The organism is Embleya sp. NPDC055664, assembly GCF_053618075.1.
This window is the reverse complement of record NZ_JBSHGZ010000001.1, coordinates 302,884-325,614: the sequence shown is the minus strand read 5'-3', so window position 1 is coordinate 325,614 and position 22,731 is coordinate 302,884. Positions and strand designations below refer to the sequence as shown.

At 70.1% G+C, this 22,731-nt stretch carries 20 protein-coding genes; 9 read left to right on the top strand and 11 right to left on the bottom strand.

All coding sequences use genetic code 11. From position 1 onward, the window contains the following. The first annotated feature begins 64 nt into the window (after nt 1-64). Together ACWGR4_RS01335 and ACWGR4_RS01330 are read left to right on the top strand one after the other, a co-directional pair. Nucleotides 65-625 (top strand): restriction endonuclease, encoded by a 561-nt coding sequence (locus ACWGR4_RS01335; RefSeq protein WP_452132498.1) that lies wholly within the window; start codon nt 65-67, stop codon nt 623-625. A 217-nt stretch (nt 626-842) separates the two neighbouring features. Next, a complete protein-coding gene (locus tag ACWGR4_RS01330; protein ID WP_452132499.1) occupies nt 843-1,925 on the top strand; it encodes a hypothetical protein in 1,083 nt (360 codons plus the stop codon). 1,009 nt (nt 1,926-2,934) lie between these two features. Here ACWGR4_RS01330 and ACWGR4_RS01325 read toward each other — a convergent pair. Beyond that, the gene (locus ACWGR4_RS01325) at nt 2,935-3,531 is read right to left on the bottom strand and encodes a pentapeptide repeat-containing protein (RefSeq protein ID WP_452132500.1); all 597 of its coding nucleotides are present in this window, start codon (nt 3,529-3,531) and stop codon (nt 2,935-2,937) included. Between the two features lie 56 nt (nt 3,532-3,587). Further along, nucleotides 3,588-4,175 (bottom strand): TetR/AcrR family transcriptional regulator, encoded by a 588-nt coding sequence (locus tag ACWGR4_RS01320; RefSeq protein WP_379996676.1) that lies wholly within the window; start codon nt 4,173-4,175, stop codon nt 3,588-3,590. Between the two features lie 96 nt (nt 4,176-4,271). Between ACWGR4_RS01320 and ACWGR4_RS01315 the strand changes: the two genes are divergently transcribed. Further along, nucleotides 4,272-5,558, top strand: a complete 1,287-nt coding sequence (locus ACWGR4_RS01315; RefSeq protein WP_452132501.1) for an FAD-dependent oxidoreductase — start codon at nt 4,272-4,274, stop codon at nt 5,556-5,558. A gap of 37 nt (nt 5,559-5,595) precedes the next feature. Here ACWGR4_RS01315 and ACWGR4_RS01310 read toward each other — a convergent pair whose 3' ends face one another. Next, nucleotides 5,596-6,081, bottom strand: coding sequence for a hypothetical protein (locus ACWGR4_RS01310; RefSeq protein ID WP_452132502.1), 486 nt, complete (start codon nt 6,079-6,081; stop codon nt 5,596-5,598). Nucleotides 6,082-6,196: 115 nt separating this feature from the next. Here ACWGR4_RS01310 and ACWGR4_RS01305 point away from each other — a divergent pair, with 115 nt between their 5' ends. Then, nucleotides 6,197-6,937 (top strand): maleylpyruvate isomerase family mycothiol-dependent enzyme, encoded by a 741-nt coding sequence (locus ACWGR4_RS01305; protein WP_452132503.1) that lies wholly within the window; start codon nt 6,197-6,199, stop codon nt 6,935-6,937. A gap of 403 nt (nt 6,938-7,340) precedes the next feature. Here ACWGR4_RS01305 and ACWGR4_RS01300 read toward each other — a convergent pair whose 3' ends face one another. Together ACWGR4_RS01300 and ACWGR4_RS01295 are read right to left on the bottom strand one after the other, a co-directional pair. Continuing rightward, nucleotides 7,341-8,087, bottom strand: coding sequence for a DUF7873 family protein (locus ACWGR4_RS01300; protein WP_078974739.1), 747 nt, complete (start codon nt 8,085-8,087; stop codon nt 7,341-7,343). 89 nt (nt 8,088-8,176) lie between these two features. After that, nucleotides 8,177-8,497: a hypothetical protein gene (locus tag ACWGR4_RS01295; RefSeq protein WP_379996668.1), complete on the bottom strand. Its 321-nt coding sequence runs from the start codon at nt 8,495-8,497 to the stop codon at nt 8,177-8,179. 270 nt (nt 8,498-8,767) lie between these two features. Here ACWGR4_RS01295 and ACWGR4_RS01290 point away from each other — a divergent pair, with 270 nt between their 5' ends. Next, nucleotides 8,768-9,130: a YbjQ family protein gene (locus ACWGR4_RS01290; RefSeq protein ID WP_379996666.1), complete on the top strand. Its 363-nt coding sequence runs from the start codon at nt 8,768-8,770 to the stop codon at nt 9,128-9,130. A gap of 49 nt (nt 9,131-9,179) precedes the next feature. Here the strand turns inward: ACWGR4_RS01290 and ACWGR4_RS01285 are convergent, their stop codons facing one another. Both ACWGR4_RS01285 and ACWGR4_RS01280 read right to left on the bottom strand, forming a co-directional pair. After that, nucleotides 9,180-9,773 carry a TetR/AcrR family transcriptional regulator C-terminal domain-containing protein gene (locus tag ACWGR4_RS01285; protein ID WP_379996664.1) on the bottom strand — a complete coding sequence of 198 codons (594 nt, stop codon included), beginning with the start codon at nt 9,771-9,773 and terminating at the stop codon, nt 9,180-9,182. Nucleotides 9,774-9,776: 3 nt separating this feature from the next. Next, a complete protein-coding gene (locus ACWGR4_RS01280; RefSeq protein WP_452132504.1) occupies nt 9,777-10,475 on the bottom strand; it encodes a TetR/AcrR family transcriptional regulator in 699 nt (232 codons plus the stop codon). Nucleotides 10,476-10,752: 277 nt separating this feature from the next. Here ACWGR4_RS01280 and ACWGR4_RS01275 point away from each other — a divergent pair, with 277 nt between their 5' ends. Beyond that, entirely contained in the window at nt 10,753-13,017 is a 2,265-nt protein-coding gene (locus ACWGR4_RS01275) for a hypothetical protein (RefSeq protein WP_452132505.1), read from the top strand. 54 nt (nt 13,018-13,071) lie between these two features. Here the strand turns inward: ACWGR4_RS01275 and ACWGR4_RS01270 are convergent, their stop codons facing one another. Continuing rightward, nucleotides 13,072-13,761 carry a hypothetical protein gene (locus ACWGR4_RS01270; RefSeq protein WP_452132506.1) on the bottom strand — a complete coding sequence of 230 codons (690 nt, stop codon included), beginning with the start codon at nt 13,759-13,761 and terminating at the stop codon, nt 13,072-13,074. A 462-nt stretch (nt 13,762-14,223) separates the two neighbouring features. Between ACWGR4_RS01270 and ACWGR4_RS01265 the strand changes: the two genes are divergently transcribed. Then, entirely contained in the window at nt 14,224-15,987 is a 1,764-nt protein-coding gene (locus tag ACWGR4_RS01265; protein WP_379996656.1) for an MFS transporter, read from the top strand. Nucleotides 15,988-16,072: 85 nt separating this feature from the next. On the opposite strand, the gene ACWGR4_RS01260 is transcribed toward ACWGR4_RS01265, so the two are convergent. Continuing rightward, complete coding sequence (locus tag ACWGR4_RS01260; RefSeq protein WP_078974744.1) at nt 16,073-16,276, bottom strand: cold-shock protein; 204 nt, start codon at nt 16,274-16,276, stop codon at nt 16,073-16,075. A gap of 898 nt (nt 16,277-17,174) precedes the next feature. Between ACWGR4_RS01260 and ACWGR4_RS01255 the strand changes: the two genes are divergently transcribed. After that, nucleotides 17,175-18,581 (top strand): VWA domain-containing protein, encoded by a 1,407-nt coding sequence (locus tag ACWGR4_RS01255; RefSeq protein WP_452133778.1) that lies wholly within the window; start codon nt 17,175-17,177, stop codon nt 18,579-18,581. Here ACWGR4_RS01255 and ACWGR4_RS01250 read toward each other — a convergent pair. Beyond that, a complete protein-coding gene (locus ACWGR4_RS01250; RefSeq protein ID WP_452133779.1) occupies nt 18,574-19,803 on the bottom strand; it encodes a DUF418 domain-containing protein in 1,230 nt (409 codons plus the stop codon). The two genes, ACWGR4_RS01255 and ACWGR4_RS01250, sit on opposite strands and share 8 nt — an antisense overlap. A gap of 87 nt (nt 19,804-19,890) precedes the next feature. Beyond that, nucleotides 19,891-20,505, bottom strand: a complete 615-nt coding sequence (locus ACWGR4_RS01245; RefSeq protein ID WP_452133780.1) for a TVP38/TMEM64 family protein — start codon at nt 20,503-20,505, stop codon at nt 19,891-19,893. 273 nt (nt 20,506-20,778) lie between these two features. Between ACWGR4_RS01245 and ACWGR4_RS01240 the strand changes: the two genes are divergently transcribed. Next, a complete protein-coding gene (locus ACWGR4_RS01240; RefSeq protein ID WP_452133781.1) occupies nt 20,779-22,593 on the top strand; it encodes a glycoside hydrolase family 3 protein in 1,815 nt (604 codons plus the stop codon). The last annotated feature ends 138 nt before the right edge of the window (nt 22,594-22,731 follow it).

The window sequence follows — 22,731 nt, the reverse complement described above, 5'->3', positions numbered from 1 at the left end:
CCGCCCACCCCTCCGCCTAAGCTGCCGCCCGCTCCGCCGTCGGCAGCCCACGGAGGGACCCCACATGCCCCGAACCCGCACCCGCGCCAAGTTCCGCGGCTGGGCCATAGCCCCGTTGGCCGCCGTCCCGGCCATCGCGCTGCACGACCTCTTCGACTCCCTCGGCATCAACGGTGTCGACGCCTGGCTGGCCACCTCCGCCGCCCTGGCCCTCCTGTGCGCGACCGTCCACCTCGCCACATCAACCCTGAACCAACGCCCCGACCCCCCGGACGACCGCGACTTCGAACTCCAGATCGCCGACCTCTGCCGCCGCGACGGCCTCCTCGCCGTACAGGTAGCCCCCGACGCCAACGTCAAGGCCTACTTCCCCAACGGCAGCCTCGTCCTCATCCGCTGCGCCCCCATCACCCACGAGGCCCGCCCCCTGGACCTCCACGCCTTCATCGGCACGGCCCACCACAACCACCGGGCCGACATCCCGGTCTTCATCACCCGCCACGGATTCACCACCGAGGCCCGCCGATTCGCCCACCACCACGGCATCGTCCTACTCGACCAGTCCCGCCTATACCAATGGCAACAGGGCCACGGCCTGACCACTCTGGTCACCACAACCCCATAACCCCACCCACCGACTCCCCACGAACACCCCCGCCACCAGCCCGAATCCCCCAGAAGCCGCCCCCACCCAACAACCCCGGCTCCACCCCTACCAAGTGGCCGAATCCCGCTACCCGCAGTGATCTCCCGAAGACGCTTACGACCCACCCGATCAAGTGCAATGATGCTTCGGCAGATCAATAGCGCACCGAACTCCGAAGATCGCACCTGCTGCGGGGGTGGCAGTTTTGGCCCGATCCACCAACACCCAACTCCCGGCAACCCTGCTGGCAGCCCTGGCCACTCTCACCCTCCTGACCACGGCCTGCTCCTCGGATAAAAAGGCGAAAGAGCCCAAAATCGGTCAAGCGGCACCCAAAACGGCAGCTGCTCCGCTCCCGACACCGTCTCAGAGCACTGCAGCGGCAGGCCCGCCGATCAGCGAGGCCGATGCGACAAGCACTTCGCAGGCCTACTTCGATGCCAGCAAAAAGGCCCGAGCAGCACGCGATATTCATTCAATCTCGGAAATCGAGGCGGGAGCCCTGCTCGAGGTATCCACCGCTCGCCTCGAGCGCATTTTGAAGTACGGCGACAATATCGGCAACGACGAGGATTTGGCCGCGAATAGCAATATACACGTCGCCTCACCCCAAGGGGCTCCCGGCGGTGACGACCGGTGGCTCATGTCCCTGGGTCGCCAAACCATCGGAAAGCAATCCCGTGGATCCCTCGGAGTCCTGCGCCAAGACAAAGGGGTCGGCCCCTGGAAAATGTCATTTCTTGCATTCACAGAGGTTGGCAAGGATTTCCCTATCGTCACGCAAATAGCGACGGTCGACAACAAAGAAAGCGCAGCATCCGCGAACATCTACTACGGGCAGGAGATCTGCCAAGATTTTGCCAACTATTTGGATGGAGGTTCAACCACGACTAACTGGGGACCTAGGGCAAAAGCAGTCATCCAAGAAGACCGCAACAACAAACGGGACACAGAAGGACTGGCGAAGGGCGGATCGGTCACCTTCAAGACCGAGATCCGTGACGGTGAAAAATCGCCGGCCTGGAAGACCTCAGACGGCGGCAAATTGGTCATGTGCACCACACGATCATCCTCCAATCTCACGGCGGGTTCATCCCCGATATCCGTCACCAATAGCCAGAGCTTTCAGAACCTGAACGGCCGCACCACCAAATGGAAGACACTAAACGTAGTCAATGTGGGCATGACCGTATTCAAGATCCCGGCAACTCCGGATTCTCCGATCGACATCGTTGCGGACTCTGTTCGGGCACTCTCAAGCGACGGTACGCCCGCCTGATATCCATCCCCACCGCCATGTGAAGATGCCCGCCAGGGAGGACTCATGAATAGATCGAAAGTTCTACGAAGTGTCGCCTTGGCCTGCACAGCCGGCTCCATTGGCGCCTTCTTCCTTCTTCCACCGGCTTCTGCAGGTGTGACGAATTGCGGCGACCTCATCATCTGCATCGAAGTACCCGGCCCGGGAGGAAGCAGCGGCGGGACCGGTGGCGGCGGAGGTGCGGGAGGTGGCAGCGCGACAGGCGGCAGCGGGGGTACCGAACCCGGCTTCACTCAAGGCAACGGAGAACACACTGCCGTTGGGGCCACGGCTGCCGGTGGCGGCGGAGGCCCCGCTCCCCAGCTCCCTGCACCTACGGACGCTCAGGTTGCGACCCTCGCCATGGCCCAGCTCGAGCTTCGCAAGCCCAAGGTCTTCATGACCCCGGAACCCGGAAAGATGGGTCTCGTAGGCCTCCCGGTTTGGCTATGGATCGACGCATCCGATCCGCACCGATGGTCACCCGACGGAATCTCCAAGACGGTAACCGAACGAGGTGTAACCGTTACGGCCATCGCTCGATCCAAGTACGTTCTGTGGTCCATGGGCGATGGGTCCACCGTGGAGTGCCCGACTCCGGGCACAAAGTACGACCCATCCTCCCCGAGTACTTCCTCACCCGACTGCGGCTACGTGTATAAAACTACATCCGCAAAGCAGCCGGAAAGTCGTTTTACAGTCACCGCCACCGTCCACTGGGAAGCAAGTTACGTAGGGGCCGATGGCATATCTATTTCGCTCCCGGCCATGGAGGGGCAAACCGAAACAACCGCTCGCGTGGGTGAACTTCAAGTCATCAACTAGCGGCTTGAGATTCATATGCGGGCACGCGAGGACGTCGCACGATGGTTCGGGTCGACGAGGCACGGAAGGTTCCCCAGGGAAGGTCCATCTCGCCACTGACCGGATGACATGAGCACTCGAATGCCTCTGCGCTCACGCCTTTTCAACGCAGCGCCGATGTGGCTCAGGTGACGGTCCAGCCTGTGGTTTTGGCTAGTGTGGTGGCTTGGGGTGGGGTGATTTGGGCGCTCTGGAAGTCGACTGTTCGGGGGTCCAATGAGGATAGGTTGCTGCCTCTTAGGTCGGCGTTTTTGAGGGTTGCGCCCTGCCAGGTTGCGCCGGATAGGTCGCAGGCTGTTATCACGGCCTTTTGCAGGCGGGCTGCGGTCAGGTCGGCCTCGCGCATGCGGACGCCGGTGAAGGTTGCCCGGGTCAGGTCGGCTCCCGGTAGGCCGACGAACGACCAGTCTCCGCCCGTTACTTCGAACACCGTGTAGGTGCACTGGCGGAACACACTGCCGACCAGTTTGCAATCGACGAACCTGGTGTCGAAGAACGTGCAGCCTTTGAATGTGCAGTTCGTGAATGCCGCTCCCGTGTGCCGCGACGCGTTGAATCGCACGCCCGCGAACGTGCACTCGTCGAACACCGCGCCCTCGTTGACGACCTCGGTCCAGTCCGTGTCCAGGAACGAACAGCGCGTGAATTGAGCGGTGTCCGTCAGCTCCCTCCCGTACCAGTCCTCGTCGCGGATCACGAGTGCTTTGTCGGGGATGGGCATCTCTCCATTGAACACGCCGCCCCCGACATCCGCCCGCCCCGCCGTCGCGGGCCCGCTCAGTCCGGTGAGGCGATGCCCGCGACCATCCCCTGCGCGAGTGCTCGGGCGGCGGGGCCCGTGGCCTGCCCGGCCTGTCCGGTGACCAGGGTGTAGAGGGCGCCGGCGAAGAGCGTGATCAGCGTGGCGACGTCCGCGCGCGACGTGTGCAGGCCGAGGGCGCGGTGCTGGGCCAGGGTGAAGTCCACGGCCTCCGTCTGCATGTGGTCCAGCGTGCGCTGGAGTTCGGGGCGGCGGGTGGCCTCGAGGGTCAGTTCGTACACGGCCAGATAGCGCGCCCGGTGCATCGTGGCCGAGAACTCCAGCGACACCGCGATCAGGTCGACCAGGCCGCCCCGGTCGATCGGACCGGCCACCATCTCGTGCGCGGCGGTCATGTCGGCGCGATGCAGTTCCAGGACACGCTCCGCCGCGGCGCCCAGCAGGACGTCGCGGCTGCGGAAGTAGTTCGACGTGGTGCCCGCCGGCAGCCCCGCCGCCTCGTCCACCGCGCGGTGGCTGAAGCCGTGTACGCCGGCCCGGGCCAGAACCTCGATCGCGCCGTCCGCGATGGCGCGCCGACGGGCGCTGTTGGGGGGTGGTGCCATGCAGGGAGATTATCAAGACTGTGATAGTACTATTCGAGTAGTGGCATCCCGGGGTCTCCGGTCGAACCCCACCGCACCCACACACGAGGGGGCACCATGCGAATACTGGTCATCGGCGCGGGCATCGGCGGACTCGCGGCGGCGCGCGCCCTGCGTATGGACGGACACGACGTCACGGTCCACGAACGTGCGTCGGCACTGCGCACCTCCGGCTCGGCGCTCACCCTCTGGAGCAACGGCACCGGCATCCTCGCCGACCTCGGCGTCCCCACCGAAGGCCTTGGCGCACCCATCGATCTGCTCGAACAACGCGACTACGACGGACGCGTCCTGATGCGGATCGACGTCTCGCTCGCCGCCACCCACTACGGCCACCCGCACCTCGCCATGCCCCGCCGCGACCTGATCCGCCGCCTGGCCGAAGCCCTGCCCACGCCCCGAACCGAAACCGGAACCCGAACCGGACCCGGAGCCGGAACCGGAGCCGGAGCCGGAGAAGGAACCGGAGCCGGAGAAGGAACCCGACCCCGAACCGGAACCAACAGCGCGAACGCGACGACGACCCCCACGATCGCCTTCGACAAGCCCTGCACCGCGATCACCCAAACCCCCGACCACGCCCAGGCGACCTTCGCCGACGGCAGCACCGAAGCCGCCGACCTGATCATCGGCGCCGACGGCGCCCGCTCGGTCGTTCGCCGGCACGTATGGGGCTCCGACCCCACCACCCCGACCGGCTGGGTCACCTGGCAGGGACTCACCCCGGTCGACATCGACGTGGTCCACGAGCGCCGCGGCCTGATGATCGTCGGCCCCGAGGGCATGTGCGGCCTGATGCCCGCCGGCAACGGCCTGCTCCAGTGGTGGTTCGATGTCCGCCGCGACCCGTCCGAACCGCCGCCGACGTCGCCGATCGCCGCGCTGCGCAAACGTTTCGGGCACTGGGCCGCGCCGGTCCCCCACGTGCTGGCAGCGGTCACAAACGCGGACATCGAGTACTTCGCCCACCGCCGGCACAAGGTCCCGCGCACCTGGAGCCTCGGCCGGGCCACCCTCCTCGGCGACGCCGCGCACACGATGCCGCCGACCGTCGCGCAGGGCGGCAACCAGGCCCTGGAGGACGCCTGGGCCCTGGCCCGCGCCCTGCGACGCACCGCCGACATCCCCGAGGCCCTTGCCGACTACCGGAGTTCCCGCGCCCGCCGCGCCTCCCTGACCGCCCGCCGCGCCGGCTCGGAGACGACGAACAAGTACCTGCCGACCCTGTCCCGCCTGACCCCCGACGCCCTGATCAGCCGCTACCACACCCGCTGGCTACGGCAGATCAGCACCTACCTGTCGGACGGCCCGACCACGCCCGACGCCGTATCCGCATCCGCGTAGCGCATGCGCAACGCCGCGGCAACGAACGCCCCGCCCGCTACCCCCCGTCCACCACCACGAACCGAAAGCCCAACGCATCCAGAAAGGCCCGCAGCAGCTCGTCCGGCGTCCCCTCCGCCCGCAACGCGGAGTCCAACGCCACCTCGTCCGGGGTGAGTCCGGCCTCGCGCGCCCAACCCACGGCACGCGGCAACACCCGCTCCGGCGGCGGCCCGAGCTCCGGATCCAACGCGTACGACCTGGCCGCACGCGGCGCCAGCGCGCAGTGCCATACGTCGCCCCCACCCGGACTCTGCGCGTCGATCATCGCGAAGTGGCCGGACACCACGTCGGCCGTCAACACCGGCGCGTCCGTATCCGCCATCAACGTCGGCCCCGGATCCAACCCCGACGCCAACAGCAGAACCTGCCAGTCGCCGTCGCGAGCCGACCACCGCGGTTCACCGCCGGCCTGCTGAACGGCCGGCAATTCCAATAGGGGCCACGCCGATCGGGCGACGACATATACACCGAAGTTACCCATCACCCCCAGCATAGGACGCACCGACGACCCATCGCCGCGATTCGTCCCGGGCGACCGGTTGCCCGCGGCCCATCGAGCCTGTACCCCCGCCGATCCCCCATGAGAACGTGGCCCAATGGACATTGCCACGCACCTCGACATGCTGCGCGCCGACGGCGAGGCGCTCGCCCGTTCGGCCGAACGGGCCGGCCTCGACGCGGAAGTGCCGTCCTGCCCCGACTGGCGGGTACGTGATCTCCTCGAACACCTGGGCGGCGTGCACCGATGGGCCGCGTACATCGTGGAATCCGGCAGCGTCGAACGGCCGAGCCGGGAGGACACGACCGAGCTGTTCCGCGCCCCCACCGACCGGGACCTCTTCGAATGGTACCGAAGCACCCACGCCGACCTGGTGAAGACACTCGGCACGGCGGCCCCCGACGCCCCGGGGTGGACCTTCTTCGAGGCGCCGTCCACGGTCGGCTTCTGGACCCGACGCCAGGCGCACGAGACGGCCGTTCATCGCGTCGACGCGGAACTCGCGGCCGGTCTGCCCTCCGCCGTGCCCGCGGACTTCGCCGCCGACGGAATCGACGAACTGCTGTGCGGGTTCCTCGCCCACGCCCGGAACAAGGCGGTCACCGACCCGCCGCTGAGCATCGCGATCACCCCGGACGACGCCTCGGCCGCCTGGACCATGCGGCTCGGCACCGCCGATCGACGCGTCGTACGCGCCGCCGAACCCGCCGACCTCACGGTCTCCGGCCCGGCCGAAAGGCTGTACCTGCTGCTGTGGAACCGGGCCGATTCCACCGGCTGCCGCCTCGACGGCGACCCCGAAGTCCTCACCCGCTGGCGCGAATCGACGAAATTCTGAGTCCGAACAAGAGGGTGGGCCTCCGCGGGGCTAGCCTGCCCGCGGAGGCCCGCTGTGCCGCCCTATCGGGCACGCCGGCACGTTTAAGGACCGGGGTCGTCTTGAAAGTCGTCGCGTTCTACCTTTGAACTACCAGGCCACGAGCGGCCCGGGCTGGAGTCGAACCAGCAACCGACGACCGGAGCCCCGTCCGGTCGATCCGGCGATGGGCGGCGATGCTGAGTCTGGAGCAAGAGTCTGAGATTGATCGCGGGCTGCCTCTGCCGACTTGGGCCACCCCGGCTCGTGGTGCCGGGGGAAGGATTCGAACCTCCACCGTTACCCGCGTTCGTCACGACAAGCTTCAGTTTCAGCTTGCGCTCCTCGCGCACCCCCGACCCTCCGGTCGGGGGATTCTCGAAGCCTACTCGCCCTGGCCGTTGCCGAGCAGGTAGGCGAAGACGGCGTCGCCGATCCGACGGTCCGTCACTTCCGCGCCGTTGGCTTCCTCGCGCGCGAACTTGACCGCCCGCTGCAGTTTTTCGACCCGCTCGACGAGTTCGTTCACGCGCCGGGCGGGCAGCGCGCCCGAGAACTTGACGGTGGTCCAGTAGCCGGCGGCGATGTCCTCGAAGTACATCTCGACCTGGGCCGGGTGGTGTTCCGTCGCCTCGGCCTTGACGTGGTTGCGCGGGACCTTCTTGGTCCGCACGGTACGCACCGGCTCGGTGCGCCAGGAGTCCGTGGAGGGGTCGAGCGTCCACGTCTCGGCGGCGTCCAGGATCGGCAGCTTGCGCACGAAGGTGTGCACGTCGACCAGTTGCTTCTCCAGGAAGAGCAGGTACGACACCGGGACGTCGCGCAGCAACGGCGTGCCATCCACGACCACGTCGGCGCGCGCCTCGCAGTTGGCCCAGTCCTTGGTCGCGGTCACGTCGAAGAGCCGGGTCAGCGTGCCGGTGACGGAACGCAGCACTTCCTCGCCCTTGACCTGCACCCGGGTCGACTCGGGCGGCAGTTGCTCGCCCTCCTCGTCCTTGGGTTGGTAGGTGCGCGAGATACCCGACAACAACGCGCCCTTCTGGACCCGCTGGTGGGCATCCGTCAATTCCTGGAAGGACTTGGTCTTGACGCCCTTCTCCACCGCGATGATCTGGTTCAATTTCGCCACGCCGCGACGCTAGCAGGGGAACACGGCTGCGGCACAAAGGTTTTCGGATGGATGCGCCGGGGCGGGCGAGCCGGATCGGGCCCGGACCGTCAACGTGCGATCACGGCGGCGAGGTTGTCGTCGCCGACGATCCGGTAGGTGGCGTTGAGTTGCCACGGACCGACGAGCCCCTTGATCCGCTCCGCCCGGCGCTGCTCGCTCGCCCCGATGCGGGCCACCCATCCGGGGATCTCCTCGGGCGTCGCGTCGATCATCGCAACGGTCAACAACTGCTGCGGGTCGGCCAGGTCGATCGCGCTGAGCACCCGTCGGGGGTCGCCCTCGAACCGCTCGTCCGGGAGCCACGCGTCGCGGAAGGTCGCGTAGTCCACACCGTCGTTGAGCCGCCGCACCATTGCACCGATGAGCATCGCCGCGTTCCCCCTCGTTTCCGTGCTTCCGTGCTTCCGTGCTTTCGTCGTCGCGCCCGAGCACCTCTTACAGTGTAAGAAACGGCGCGATCACAGCTTGTCTTACAGCGTAAAAATGGTCAAGGTCCGGCCCCCGGCCCATCCGCCGAACCGGTGGCATCACGTGTGGGACGGCCGCCGCGCGGCCACCTGTCACAAAGAGCGAACCCGTCCCGATTCCCCGACCCCCCGATTCCCCCACTCCCCGATCCCCCGACTCCGGAGGCCGACATGAGCGATCTCGACGCGTACGGCGGCGCGCCCAACGACCCGGGCGTGCTCGTGGTCACCACCAACGACGTACCGGGCTACCGCGTGCAACGGGTGATCGGCGAGGTCTTCGGCCTCACCGTGCGCTCACGCAACATCGGCAGCCAGCTCGGCGCGGGCCTCAAATCGATGGTGGGCGGCGAACTGCGCGGCCTCACCAAAACCCTGGTACAGAGCCGAACCGAAGCGGCCGAGCGCTTGGTCGAACAGGCCCGCGGTCGCGGCGCCAACGCGATCCTCGCCATGCGATACGACGTCACCGACGCGGGCAACGGCACGGAAATCTGCGCATACGGCACAGCCGTGGTCCTGGTCCAGGACTAGCCCGAACGCCCCACCCACCCCGCGCAAAACGCCCGTTCCCCGGAAACGCCTACTCGATCCCCGCCAACAGAGCCCTGATCGCCGATTCGAAACGCTCGTCGTGGTCGGCCCGCGTACCCAATCCCGCCGCCAACGCCTCGGCCAAACAGGGCAGTTCCGCCGCATCCACCGCCGGGTCGTCCCGGGGCTCCCCGCCCTCGGGATCCAACTCGGCCAACGTATGCCCGATCACGAACGTGGTGACCGCGTTGAGCAGTTGGAACGCCCGCAGCGGCGCCAACCCCTCCCCGACCAGCGCCGCCGCGGCCCGCTCCACGGCGGCCAACGCCTCCGGAGTCGCGACCGGACGCGTCGCGACGAGCGGAACGACCGCCGGGTGGCGCAGCAGTTCGGCGCGGAACGCGTGGGCGAACTCGCCCAGCCACACCGCCCGCGGGCCACGCGGTCGAGGCGCCACACTGGCCACGATCCGCTCGACCAGGCCGTCCAGCACGGCGTCCTTGTTCGGCACGTAGTAGTACAGCGTCATCGCCTCGACCCCCAGCTCCGCACCGAGTCGCCGCATCGACAACTTGGCGATGCCGTCACGATCGGCGAGTGCGAGCGCCGCGTCCAGGACCTGCGCGCGGGAGAGCCGGCCCATCGGTCAGGCCAGCCCGAGCAGGTCGGCATGCCGGTCGACGGCATACGCGAAGAACGGATCGGCGGGATCGGCACTCCCGGCGAGTTGTCCGAACAGCTCGAAGCTCACGATCCCGAACACGCCGGCCCAGGCGAACACCGCCCGCGCCAACGTCGCCGGCGAGACCTCCAGACCACCCGCCGCCACCACGGCCTCGAACTGCTTCGCCAACGGCCCGGGCAGATCCGCCTCCCCGGAGGGCCGGGCAGGATCCTGTCCGGAGTCGCGGAGGATCCCGAGAAGCGCGAACGGCACCCGCGAGAAGGGGGCCAGAGTGTCGTCAGGCGCCTGATAGCCGGGGACCGGCGAACCATAGATGAGCGCATACTCGTGCGGATGCTCCCGAGCCCACGCCCGCACCGCGCCGCATAGCCCACGCCAGGCGGCACGCGGATGCGCGGCCGGCCCCGCCGCCTCGACGGCACGCTCGACCCGCTCGCCCACCGCATCGTAGGCGTCCACGATCAGCGCGGTCAGCAACTCGTCCCGGCTCGGGAAGTATCGATACAGCGCCGACGAAGCCATCCCCAGCTCACGGGCCACCGCACGCAACGACAACCGCTGGGCGCCCTCGGCGGCGAGGTGTCGTCGCGCGACATCCTTGATCTCGTGAGTGAGTTCGGCCCGGGCACGATCACGCGCGGTGCGGGGAGCTGCGGTCATACGGCCAGTCTGCCAGACACCAGAGCACTGCACCCAAACAAGAGCACCGCTCTCGCCATACGGCCCACGCCCCGCAGCCACCCGCACTCGCACGAACCCCCGCCGCCGACGGTCGAGGGTGCGCCCCTTGTGCGCCCCGGTTTTGCTTCGTTGCGACTGCGTGCGGGGGCACGGCTGACCGGCCAACCGGTCCGATATGTCGACCATGGTCGGTCGATAGCCCTAATCTTCAGGTGCGTGGTGGACCACCCAAGAAGGCTCGGCCGGGGAGGCACACATGAGCGAACGTGGGGGGCGGGTCATCCGGGTTCCGTCCGAGCGTGGCCAGTTGCTGCTCGTGGAGGGTGGAAGAGCCGGGCGCGGGCGGCGGTCGGACAGCGGTGGGAACCTGGTCGCGATGTCGGCGCTGACACCGCATCAGCTCTTCCCGGACGCCGCCGCGGACGTGATCCAGCTGCCCGACGCCGTGCAACCGCACGCGGTACGCGCCTATCTCCAGGCCGCCGGCGCCGTGGACGGGCCGGTGATCGTGTACCTGACCGGTCGTCTCCTGATCGACCGGCGGCGGCGCGAACTGCACCTGGGGCTGCGTGATTCCACGCCCAACTCGGTTCGCTACGACGGGCTTCCGTGGTCCTGGGTGGTCGAGCTGCTCGGCCCGCGGCCGACCGAGAACACCCTCGTGATCTGTGATCTGACGGCCGGACGGGAAGCCTGGGAGGCGATCCGCGAACGGGCCCACGAACTGTGCACGGGCATTCCGCTGTGGGGCGTGGTGAATCCTCCCGACGTCAAGGGTCCGCCGAATCCGTTCACCCGCACCCTCGTTGCCGCGCTCGGGCAGGGCTTCGCCGAACTGCCCGACCCCGTACCGGCCGAGGAGATCCATCCGCTCCTGGCCGAGCGGGCCCGACTGGCTCCGGACACCGTCGAGTTCGCGCCCTCCGCCGGGTCGCTCGCACTGGCCAACTGCTCACCCGAGGCCCGTCCGCCCACCCTGCGTACAGCCGTTCGCCGACTGAAGGCGGTCTCCCCGCGCGGCGGCGGCGCCGGCGCGGCCGGAACGGGAGTCTCGGCGTTGTCCGCGGTGCCGCCCAACGGGATGACTCCGGCGCAACGTTCCGGCCTGCGCGGCTCGGGCGTGGTCGGCGGCGGCGCAGTCGGCGACGCTGTGGTCGAGCCCACCCATCGCGAGCCGGCGGGAACGGCGTCGGCCGCCCCCGCCCGGCAGCGCGAGGAACCGGGCGTCGGCCGCCGGGCGTTGGGTCTGGTCCGCTCGGCGCTGTCCTCCGGGCCGGACGACGAGCCCGAGGTCCCGGGTACCAGCCTGCGCGACGCACTCCGCGCCGGCGCCGCCCGACCCGGCAGCCCACCCCTGCGCGGTCCCGCCGGCAAGGACGGTACGCCGACGCCGAACGCCCGCACCGGCGGCGCCCCGTCCGGCCGACCCCGACCCGGCCCACCGGCCAACGCCGCCCTCCTGGACCGCGAACCGGAGTTCCCGGGCCCGGCGACCGGCGTCGGCCCGCCCGACATCGGCCCGCAGGGCGCCACCACCCCGCACGCCGCCGGCGGCACCGGCCCGTCGGGCGGCCTGATGCGCCGTGCGACCACGGCCGGCACGACGTCGTCCCGCTCGGCAACCGGTGCCAAGCCGCAGCAGCGCGGGGCCGGCCCCGCGCCGCACCCGCGGTCCGAGGCGCCGCCCCCGCCGCTCCCTCCTCGGATAACCGTGCGGATCCAGACCGACGCGGGCGCCCTGACGCCGACTCCCGCGCGCCGCCCGCCGACCACGAGTCCCACGCAGCTGCCCCCGGCGCTGGCCCCGCACCGCGGAATCGGGCCCCATCGACCGATGTCGATGCCGGTACGCGGGCGAGCCGTCGGCCCCATCCCCGCCCGCCGCGCACTGGCACAAGGGGCCACGGCGGCCGGGGCGTTGATCCGCCCGGCGGACATCCTGCCCACGTACTGGAACGAGTTGGCCGCCATCCGGCACGCGGCGGACACCGGGCGCGGCATGGAGGCGTGGCAGAAGGCCGCCGAACTCGGCATGCACATGGAGAAGTTGGTCGGCCCCACGCACCCGGGCACGCTGGACGCGCAGGCGATGTTGGCGTTCGTCAGCGCCGGTCTGGGCCGGGTCGCGGACGCGATCCTGATCTACTGCCAGGTCGCCGAGCGCGGCGCCGAGGCGGTCGGCCCGCAACACCCGAGTACGATCGCCGCCGCCGACAACGCGCTCAAGGTGTGGCTGCGGGTGACCGATGCCCGGGAGGCGGTCCGCCTGGGGCCCGCCGTGGTGGCGATGCGCGAACTCGTCCCCGGCCCGGCCGAACGCGGCCTGCACAGTGCGCGGGCGCACCTGGACCGGATGCGCTTCATCGTCGACCCGACCTCGGCGGAGCCCCGTCCCCACCCCGAACCGCGCCCCGAGGCCCCGGCCGACCCGCGCGTCGAGGCCCGCCCCGAGCCGAATCCGGATCGCCGGCCGAGCACGGTCCGGGGCGCACCGGTCCGCCGCAGGCACGCAAAGACCTGAACGCGGCCAGGGACGCCCCGCCGCAGACCGGCACCGCCCGCCGCCCACCACCCCTCAGCCCGGCGGCGCGCCCGCCTCCCCGCCCTCACCCGCGCCATCCGCCGGCCACACCGACCCCGGACCCTCGGGGTCACCCCCCATCGCCCATCCCCCCGCCGGCCCGAGCCGGAACGGCCCATCGAGCCCGTCCACCCCCTCCCCCAGCACGATCACGCCGTGCCCACCCCGTCCGCAGCACCCACCGCGCCCACCCGAACCCGAGCCCCCGCCCTCGTCCGACGCGTCCGGGCCGTCCAGGCCGATCCGTCGGGCCTCGGCGTACCAGTGCCCGATCGAGCGGGCGAAGTCCGGATCACGCTCGGCCCGTAACGCCAACGCGCCGGCGAGCGCGTGCGCGCGGGTGTACGCCCGCAGCCCTCCCGGTGTCTCGTGCCCGAGCAGCGTCAGCTCCAGCTCGCCCGTGGGCACCGGCGCCGACCGATGCGGCACGTCCTGAGCCTCCGACGCGCCCGACGCGCCCGACGCGCCCGGCCCGCCAGACCCCAAAGCCGCCCCATCCGACGCCCGCGACTGCGGTATCCCCTCGGATCCGGCCATCGGCGAGCCCCCTGTACCGCCGGGCCGGTCCGTGTCCGGCAGCGGCATGCGGACAAGTTCGACGAGGCGTGTCCAGGCCAGTCGACCGGCGTCGCCGCCGGCCCCTGCGGCAAGCCCGCTGAGCAGGTCCACCGAGATCGATTCCACGCGATACCCCTTGCATTGGGCGATAACGGTGGCTCCACCGTAGAGCGCGACCGCGAGCCGCGGGCCCGAACCGTGTGCGCAAGTATTTCCCAATAGATCACCCAAGTTCGGCAATATCATCCAGCTTTGTCCCTACGCCGCGCCGCATGCGCACCACACTCCGCAAGCGCCGCCACTCGCGTGCCACCGACACCCCCGCAAATCCGACCTTGGGGTCACCTCCATCCCACTCCGCCCCACCACCCCGGCGCGTCCGCCCAGGTACGGCCGCCCTCACCATCCCGAAATCGAAACCCGTTCCATTTCTTGCCGATCGCTCTGGTAGCGCGCTACCGGCCGGTACTAAGGTCACTCCACGCGTTGGCCCAGGGGGGCGTCCCTTCCCCCTGGCCCGACGTCCGCGCACGGCCGTGTTCCCGCACCCCAGTACCTCGATAGACCCACGCTCGTCGAGGAGGCCGCATGTCATCCAGCACGTCCCCGTCGGATGCGCCCGCCGACAGAGATCCCGAACCCCCGCCCCCGGCACCCCCCGCCCGGTTGCCCGCGATCGTGCACGGCCTGTGGTACCGGCAGTTGCACCGCTACCCGGCCAACGGGCCACGGATCCTCTACCTGTCCATCGTGGTCGTCGCGTCGGTGATCCTGTATTACGAGCTCTACATCCAGTACGCGGTCTCCACGCTGCTGATGCACGAGTACGGCATGACCTTCATGTACGCGACGATGATCTCGGTCGTCGGCAACGCGGTCGGCGCATTCGCCTCGCTGCTCGCGGGACTCGCCGACCGGTGGGGGCGGGCCAACCTGGTCGTGTACGGCCTGCTGCTCACCGGCGTGCTCGTCCTGTTCGCACTGCCCAACGCGCAGAGCAAGGGCTGGTTCATGTTCTTCATGGCCCTGGTGAACGTGGTCGAGGGCATGGCCCTGGTCGCCACGCCTGCGCTGATCCGCGACTTCTCGCCGCAGGTCGGCCGGGCCGGCGCGATGGGCTTCTGGACGCTGGGGCCGATCATCGGCAGCCTCGTGGTCACCACGGTCAGCAGCAACACGCTGGACTCCAGCAGTTGGCAGACCGAGTTCCGGTACGCCGGCATCACCGGCCTGGTCGTGTTCGTGGTCGCGCTGTTCGGCCTGCGCGAGTTGTCCCCGGCGCTGCGCGACCAACTCATGGTCTCGCTGCGGGACAAGGCGCTGATCGAGGCCAGGGCACGCGGCCTGGACGTCGAGGCCGCGCAGAAGAACCACTGGCGGCAGATGATGCGCCTGGACATCCTCGCGCCGGCGCTCGGGATCAGCCTGCACCTGATGTTCTACTACACGGTCGTCGGCAACCTGGTGGTCTACTACTCGACCGTCTACGGGTACTCCGAGCAGCGGACCAACGCCCTCGCCAACTGGTACTGGGGGGCGAACGCGATCGCGCTCGTCGTGGTGGGCGTCGCGTCCGACCTGACCCGGGTGCGCAAGCCGTTCATGATCGTGGGCGGCGTGGGCACGGTGGTGTTCACGTACCTGTTCGCCCTGACCACCGACCACCCGGACACCGGCTACTACACGTTCGCCTGGCTCCTGGTCGGCATCGGCGCGAGCAGCGGGATGGCCTGGGCGCCGTGGATGGCCGGGTACACGGAGACGGTCGAGAAGCACAACCCGGCGGCGACCGCGACGGGGCTGGCGGTGTGGGGCTGGATCATCCGCATCGTGGTGTCGGTGTCCGCGGTGTTCACGCCGGTCATCGTCACCTCCGCGACGCCGTTGGTGAACCACGGCGAGGAGGTGGTCGCGGCGCAGGCGGACGCGGGGGCGGCGCTGGAGTTGGTACAGAAGGACCCGGCGCTGTTCATCCAGATGTCCAAATACCCCAACCGCGCGGCGATCCCGATCGAGCTGCAGGTCAAGGCGTTGCAGCTGGCCGGGGGCGACCTCGCCAAGCTGAATCTGGTCGAGCAGAAGCAGCAGTCGCTCGCCGTACTGATCGACCACGGCGAGGAGGTGCGGAAGGCCAAGGACCGGACGAGCGACGAGTGGATGCGCTGGTGGTGGCTGACCCTGGCGTGCCAGGCGCTGTTCGTCCCGAGCGTGTTCGTGATGGCCGGGCGCTGGAGTCCGCGCAAGGCGCGGGAGGACGAGGCAGCGCACGCACGGCGGGTGGAGGAGGAATTGGCCGCGCTGGCCGCCGACGGCGCGCCGGGGGCCCCGGGGGTGGCGCAGCAGCGGGCCTGATCCGCCGAGAGCCGGAAATGCCGAGGGCCGGCACGCCGCACTCGAAGTGCGGCGGCCGGCCCTCGGTCGTGCCGATCAGTGAAGATCAGAGGCGGTTGATGTTCTCCGCCTGGAGGCCCTTCTGGCCCTGCACGACGTCGAATTCGACGGCTTCGCCCTCGATGAGCTCACGGTAGCCGTTGCCCTGGATCGCGGAGAAGTGAGCGAAGACGTCGTCGCCGCCACCGTCCTGCGCGATGAAGCCGAAGCCCTTTTCCGAGTTGAACCACTTCACGGTTCCGGTAGCCATATTTTTCTCCCTACATGTGGGCCGATGAACGAATCCACACTTCGTGAATCCGGGCGTCGCCGCGTTTTTCGCCCTCATTTCGGAAGCTACCGAAATGCAAAATGCGCCCGTAGTGAACAGCTCTACAGGCGCACTCAGAAGATGATGCGAACCACAACTGCAACAGGCTTCAGACTAACACAGAACGAGACCGAGATCGAGTCCCACCACAACCCGCCCACCCACGACCACTCCAAGCCACACCTTGCCCACCCCCACACCAGCTTGTGATCACCCCCAACAACCCAGCCCGCACAAAGCCCGAAACCGGACCGCGACGGGCACGGCACGCGGGACCGGGGCGGGACGGGCGCGAAGCGCGAGACCGGGGCGGGACGGGCACGGCACGCGGCGCGGGAGGCGGGTCGCAGCGGGCCGAAGCGCGGGACGGTGCCAATGCCGATCCGACGGGAGTCGGTGCGTGGCAGGGCCCGCAGGGGACGGGACCGGCGGAACGGGGCCGAAGGAACAGCAGCGCGCCATGGCAGCGGCCGGGCGGGGCGCGTGGCGGGGGTGACAGGGAGTCGAAGCCCGGGGAGCAGGCCGATCACGGCCGGCGCGATGCGGCAGGGACAAGCCGGCGTGGGCAAGCCGTGGGACGGCGGGCACGGCCAAGCCGGCGTGGGCACGGCTGGGCGGGGGCGCGGCGCGGGCGGGAGCGCGGCACGCGCAGGCGCGGCCGGGTGGACGGGGGCGCCACACCGCGCGGGCCGAGCCGGCAGCCCCCGCCATCCCGCTCGATCGTGCCGATCCGCCCCGCGCTCCCACCCTCGTCTCGCCCCGACGTCCCGCACTGGTTGGGGTGCGTGGGGGTGGGCGGGCTCGTACGGGAGGTCGATGGCGCGGGCAAGATGGGCGCATGGCGAAGATAAGTAAAGGTGGGAACACTCCGGTACCGACCGCCGAGTTGCGTGCGGTCCTGACCTGGCGCGCGGCGGGAGCCCCCGACGTGGACGCCTCGGCGCTGCTCCTGAACGCCGCCGGCAAGGTGCGCACGGAAGCCGATTTCGTCTTCTACAACCAGCCCTCCGACGCCATCGGCGCGGTCCGGCACGAGGGGAAGCAGCCGACCGCCGGCGGCGTCGTCACGGACACCATCCGGGTCGACCTCGCGGCGATCCCGGCGGACGTCGAGCGCGTGGTGATCGGCGCGTCGGCCGACGGCGGCAGCTTCGGCCAGGTGCCCGGGCTCGCGTTGCACGTGGTGACCGCGCAGGGCGGGCCGATCGCCGAGTTCGACATCGACGAGGCGTCCACCGAGACGGCGTTCCTGTTCGGCGAGTTCTACCTGCGCAACGGCGCCTGGAAGTTCCGCGCCGTGGGCCAGGGGTACGCGTCCGGGCTGTCCGGCCTTGCCACCGACTTCGGCATCGAGGTCGCCGCCGACGACGCGGCCGGCCCACAGAGCGCCCCACCCGCCCCCAGCGCCCCCGCCCCGACCGCGTTCGCCCCACCCGCCGCCGCGCCCGGCTCCCCCGTACCCCCGCCGCCCACCTCTCCCCCGCCCGCCGCCCCCGCGATCAGCCTCAAGAAGCGGACCCTGATCGACATGGAGAAGCGGCTGGCCGACGAGGGCCACCCGCAACTGCTCAACCTGACCAAGCAGGCCGCGGTGAGCCTGGAAAAGCGCGGACTCGGCGAACACACCGCGCGCGTCGCGCTCTGCCTGGACATCTCCTACTCGATGCAGTCGCTGTTCAAGAAGGGCAAGGTCCAGGCGCTCGCCGAGCGCGTGCTCTCGCTCGGTCTGCGCTTCGACGACAACGCGGCCGTGGACGTGTTCCTCTCCGGCTCCCGGGGACACGTGGCCGGGCAACTCGGGCTCGGCCAGTACAACGGCTGGGCCGAGCGGATCCGGCGCAGCCCCGGCCTGGAGGGCTCGACCGACTACGCCGGCGCGATGCGGCTGGTCCGCGAGCACTACTTCGGCAGCAGCGCGCCCCGGTACCAACCGCTGGCCAACGACCTGCCCGTATACGTCATGTTCATCACCGACGGCCAGACCACCTCGCGCGAGGCGACGCGCGAGCAGATCACCTACTCCAGCTTCGAGCCGATCTTCTGGCAGTTCATGGGACTGGGCCGGCCGGGCGGCTTCTCGTTCCTGGAGGAGCTGGACGACCTGACCGGCCGCTACGTCGACAACGCCGACTTCTTCTCGGTCCAGGACCCGGCCAACGTCCCCGACGGGCAGCTCTACGAGCTGATGACCAACGAGTATCCGACCTGGCTGAGCCGCGCCAGGGCGCAGGGCCTGCTCATCTGACCGGCTCCTCCGAGGCCGCGACCGGGCGAGGCGACCCACCCCCCGCGGCTCCCCGCACCCACCGTGCGGGGAGCGCGGAGAGCAGATGCAGCGCGGCCTCCATCGGCCCCTTGCGCAGCGTGTGCCGCCAGGCCCAGCACAGCAGCATCGTGACCACGAAGAAGCCGATCAGCCGCCGCCAGGTCTCCCCGGACGCGAGTGGGAGCCAGCGGTCGATCACGATCAGGTGGGCGGTGTACACGGTGAGCGCCATCGAGCCGACCGCGATCAGCGGGTCGAGCACGATCCGGCCGAGCCAGGGGCGGCAGGCGAGCAGGGCGAGGCCGAGCAGTGCGAGAGCGACGCCGATCGCACCGACGATCTCGAACGGCGTACCGGTGTGGCCCTCGGCGACGGTGAGCCACGCGGGATCGGACACCGGTACCGAGCCGACCCGGCCGTGGATCACGTCCGACACGCCCTCCGGCTCGGCGATCCGCGCCAGCCGATCGCCGGTGAACAGTCGGACCACGAGCCAGGATCCGCCGTAGCCGAGCACGGCCAGCGCGGCCCCGATCCCGACCAGCGCGCGCTGTACCCGCGCTTCGCCCAGCCGCAGCCGCCCGACCGCCATCCCGGCGAGCACGAACGGCATCCAGGTGATCGCCGGATAGCTGCCGGTCAGGAACAACGTCTCGAACATGTGGCCCGGCCCCTGCCGCCAATCGGCGAACCCGGGCGCGACATAACGAACATCGCCGGTGTCCCCGGCCAGGCGCAGCACGAACGAGGCGATCGGCCCGAGCAGCGCCCACCCCACGGCGACCCACACGAGGGTGCGCGTGCTCAGCCACAGCGCGGGCCAGGCGAGCATGAAGTAGAGGCCGTAGAAGGCCAGGATGACCAGGACACCGGTGTCCAGGTCGGCCAGCCACATCCCGAGCGGGAGCAGCAGCACGGCCCGGATCAGCACCCGGGTGACCACGGCGGCGTTGCCCCGATCCCAGCCGCGCAGCGGCGCCCGGCCGCTCATCAGCACCAGCGAGACGCCGGCCAGGAACGCGAACAGCGCGGAGGCACGGCCGGTGACGCCCTGGATCAGCGTGTCCACGCCCCCGTCGTAGGGGTCGGGCCCGACGTGCGAGGCGAACATGCCCAGGACCGCGAGCGCGCGGGCAACATCCACACCGACTATCCGGTCCGCTCTCCGCGCGGCCCGCCGCTCCCCCGTCTTCGCCCACATGCGCCCACCCTAGGCTTCCGGTCCGACCCACGCGTGGGTACGCGGCGCCGAGCCGACGCCATCGCCCGTCCCCGCGGACCGCCCCGCCTACTCGGCCCCGTCCGAGGCCGGCGGCGCCACCGTCGCCGACGGCTCCCCGCCCCGGCGCCGCACCGCGACCATGCCCAGCGCCAGCAGGACGCAGCCGACGAACACGCTGACCACCACCGGTGTGGACAGGCCGTGTCGGACCGAGGCCCCGGCGGCGCACTGGACCAGCGTCATCGGCAACATGCCGAGCGCCGTCCCGATCGTGAAGTGGCTCGTGCTGATCCGGGTGGCCGCCGCGCCGTAGCTGACCACGGAGGAGGGCAGGACCGGGATCATCCGCAGGACCGTGATCGGCACCAGCCCGTTGCGGGAGAGTCTGCGATCGAGGACGGCCAGCGCCTCGCGCTTGTGCAGCCAGCCGCCGATCCGTTCCCGGCCGAGCCGGCGGCCGAGGTACAGGCTGATCAGCGCGCCGAGCGTGGCCCCGACCAGGGTGACCACCGTGCCGCCGATCGCGCCGAACAGGGCACCCGCCACCGGGGCGAACAACGACTTGGGCACCAGCGCGGTGACGCCCACCGCGCAGACGAGGACGAACACCGCCACCGAGGCCGGCAGCGGCCACTGCGTCCACGCGCCGTGGTCGAGGAAGTCCCGGAGCGAGTCGAGCAAGCCCCGCACGGTGTCCAACCTGCGTCCGCCCCTCGTGCCCATGGTGTGAATTCGCCGACCGCGCCGGCCGCGCCGAATGCGCCGGAACCCGACGGATCGGGCGACCCACCGCGCATCCCCGGCGGCTGCGCCGAGGCGCGCCGATGCCCCCCGGCGCGCATTCGGCCCATTGTACGGAGCCTTCGTGACCCCCGGGTGAACCGCGGCGGGCGCTGGAGTCCGCGGCCTCCCCCGTGCTAAAAACCTACTGACCACTAGGTTTTTGGAGGACTCATGACCGAGACCACCGCGCGCACGCGCTTCCGGGCCGCGACCTGCCCCTACGAGGACGCGTCGTTGTCGATCGAGGAGCGGGTGGAGGACCTGCTCGGCCGGATGACGGTCGCCGAGAAGGCCGGTCTGATGTTCCAGACCATCGCGGTCATGGGCCCCGAGGGCACGCTGCTCGACGATCCGGACACGCTGCCGTTCGAGTTCACCGTCCGGCAGATGATCGCCGACAAGGGGATGAACCACTTCAACCTGATGGGCGGCGGTCGTCCCGAGCACATCGCGCAGTGGCACAACCGGATCCAGGAACTGGCGCTGGAGACCCGGCTGGGCATCCCGATCACGCTGTCCACGGACCCCCGGCACCACTTCACCGACAACCCCGGCACCGCCGCGTACGCCGAGGGTTTCTCCCAGTACCCCGAGACGCTGGGCCTGGCCGCGATCGGCGACGCGGACCTGGTCCGCGAGTTCGCCGACCTGATGCGGCGCGAATACCTCGCGGTCGGCATCCGGCTCGCGCTGCACCCGCAGATCGACCTGGCCACCGAGCCGCGCTGGTCGCGGATCAACGGCACCTTCGGCGAGGACGCCGAACTGACCGGCAAGCTCGTCGCCGCCTACATCCGGGGCGCACAGGGCGAAAGGCCGAACACCGCGTCGGTGGCCTGCATGACCAAACACTTCCCCGGCGGCGGCCCGCAACTCGACGGCGAGGACCCGCACTTCGCGTACGGGCGCGAGCAGGTCTACCCGGGTGACCACTTCGACTACCACTTGGCGCCGTTCAAGGAGGCGCTGGCGGCCGGCACGTCGCAGATGATGCCGTACTACGGGATGCCGATCGGGACCGAGCACGAGGAGGTCGCGTTCGGCTTCAACCGGGGCATCATCACCGGCCTGCTCCGGGAACGACTCGGCTTCGACGGCATCGTGTGCACCGACTGGGGTCTGATCTCCGACGCGAACATCATGGGCCAGGCCATGCCCGCCCGGGCCTGGGGCGTGGAGGAGTTGTCCGTCCCCGACCGGGTGCTGCGCGTCCTGGAGGCGGGCTGCGACCAGTTCGGCGGCGAGCACGTCCCCGAGCAGATCGTCGCGTTGGTCGAGGCGGGCCGGCTCACCGAGGAGCGGCTCGACGTGTCGGCGCGGCGCCTGCTGCGGGAGAAGTTCGTGCTCGGCCTGTTCGACCACCCCTTCGTCGACCCGGCCGGCGCCGCCGCGTCCGTCGGCGCGCCCGCCGGCATCGCCGCCGGGCTGCGCGCGCAGAGCAGGTCGGTCACCGTACTGAAGAACGACGCGCCCGAGGGCGACACCCGACGCGGCGAGTCGCTCCTGCCGTTGGCCGAGGGTTCGCGCGTGTACGTCCGGGGCCTGGACGCCGAAGTGGCGGCCGGCTACGGCACGGTCGTGGCCACGCCCGCAGAGGCCGACGTGGCGATCGTCCGGGTCAAGACCCCGTTCGAGCCGCGCGAGGGCGGTTTCGAACAGTTCTTCCACGCGGGTTCGCTGGAGTTCGACGCGGTCGAGCTGGCCGCGATCCTGGAGCTGTGCGCGACGGTACCGACGATCGTGGACGTGTATCTGGAGCGCCCGGCGGTGCTCCCGGAGATCGCCGAGGCCGCCACCGCGCTGGTGGCGAACTACGGCTGCGCCGACGGCCCGCTGCTCGACGCGCTGTTCGCTCGGGTACGACCCGAGGGCAACCTGCCGTTCGAACTGCCGCGCTCGATGGCCGACGTACGCGCGCAGCGCTCGGACGTACCCCGAGACGGTAAGGACCCGGTCTTCGCGTTCGGGCACGGCCTGCGCTACTGACCCGTCCGCGCCGAGCCGTGCCGGCGCCCGTGGGGGCCGGCCGACGCACCCCGTCGGCCGACCCCACCCGCCCCGATCGACCCGTACCGGAAACGCCCGACACGCACCGGTTCACCATTGCCGCCCGCGCCTGCTTAG

Bases quoted from the DNA above. Each gene is read 5' to 3' on its own strand.
- ACWGR4_RS01315 (WP_452132501.1), top strand. From the start codon at position 4,272: ATGCGAATACTGGTCATCGGCGCGGGCATCGGCGGACTCGCGGCGGCG.
- ACWGR4_RS01310 (WP_452132502.1), bottom strand. From the start codon at position 6,081: ATGGGTAACTTCGGTGTATATGTCGTCGCCCGATCGGCGTGGCCCCTA.
- ACWGR4_RS01240 (WP_452133781.1), top strand. From the start codon at position 20,779: ATGACCGAGACCACCGCGCGCACGCGCTTCCGGGCCGCGACCTGCCCC.
- ACWGR4_RS01305 (WP_452132503.1), top strand. From the start codon at position 6,197: ATGGACATTGCCACGCACCTCGACATGCTGCGCGCCGACGGCGAGGCG.
- ACWGR4_RS01285 (WP_379996664.1), bottom strand. From the start codon at position 9,773: ATGGGCCGGCTCTCCCGCGCGCAGGTCCTGGACGCGGCGCTCGCACTC.
- ACWGR4_RS01250 (WP_452133779.1), bottom strand. From the start codon at position 19,803: ATGTGGGCGAAGACGGGGGAGCGGCGGGCCGCGCGGAGAGCGGACCGG.
- ACWGR4_RS01295 (WP_379996668.1), bottom strand. From the start codon at position 8,497: ATGCTCATCGGTGCAATGGTGCGGCGGCTCAACGACGGTGTGGACTAC.
- ACWGR4_RS01290 (WP_379996666.1), top strand. From the start codon at position 8,768: ATGAGCGATCTCGACGCGTACGGCGGCGCGCCCAACGACCCGGGCGTG.
- ACWGR4_RS01275 (WP_452132505.1), top strand. From the start codon at position 10,753: ATGAGCGAACGTGGGGGGCGGGTCATCCGGGTTCCGTCCGAGCGTGGC.
- ACWGR4_RS01325 (WP_452132500.1), bottom strand. From the start codon at position 3,531: ATGCCCATCCCCGACAAAGCACTCGTGATCCGCGACGAGGACTGGTAC.
- ACWGR4_RS01265 (WP_379996656.1), top strand. From the start codon at position 14,224: ATGTCATCCAGCACGTCCCCGTCGGATGCGCCCGCCGACAGAGATCCC.
- ACWGR4_RS01335 (WP_452132498.1), top strand. From the start codon at position 65: ATGCCCCGAACCCGCACCCGCGCCAAGTTCCGCGGCTGGGCCATAGCC.
- ACWGR4_RS01255 (WP_452133778.1), top strand. From the start codon at position 17,175: ATGGCGAAGATAAGTAAAGGTGGGAACACTCCGGTACCGACCGCCGAG.
- ACWGR4_RS01320 (WP_379996676.1), bottom strand. From the start codon at position 4,175: ATGGCACCACCCCCCAACAGCGCCCGTCGGCGCGCCATCGCGGACGGC.
- ACWGR4_RS01260 (WP_078974744.1), bottom strand. From the start codon at position 16,276: ATGGCTACCGGAACCGTGAAGTGGTTCAACTCGGAAAAGGGCTTCGGC.
- ACWGR4_RS01280 (WP_452132504.1), bottom strand. From the start codon at position 10,475: ATGACCGCAGCTCCCCGCACCGCGCGTGATCGTGCCCGGGCCGAACTC.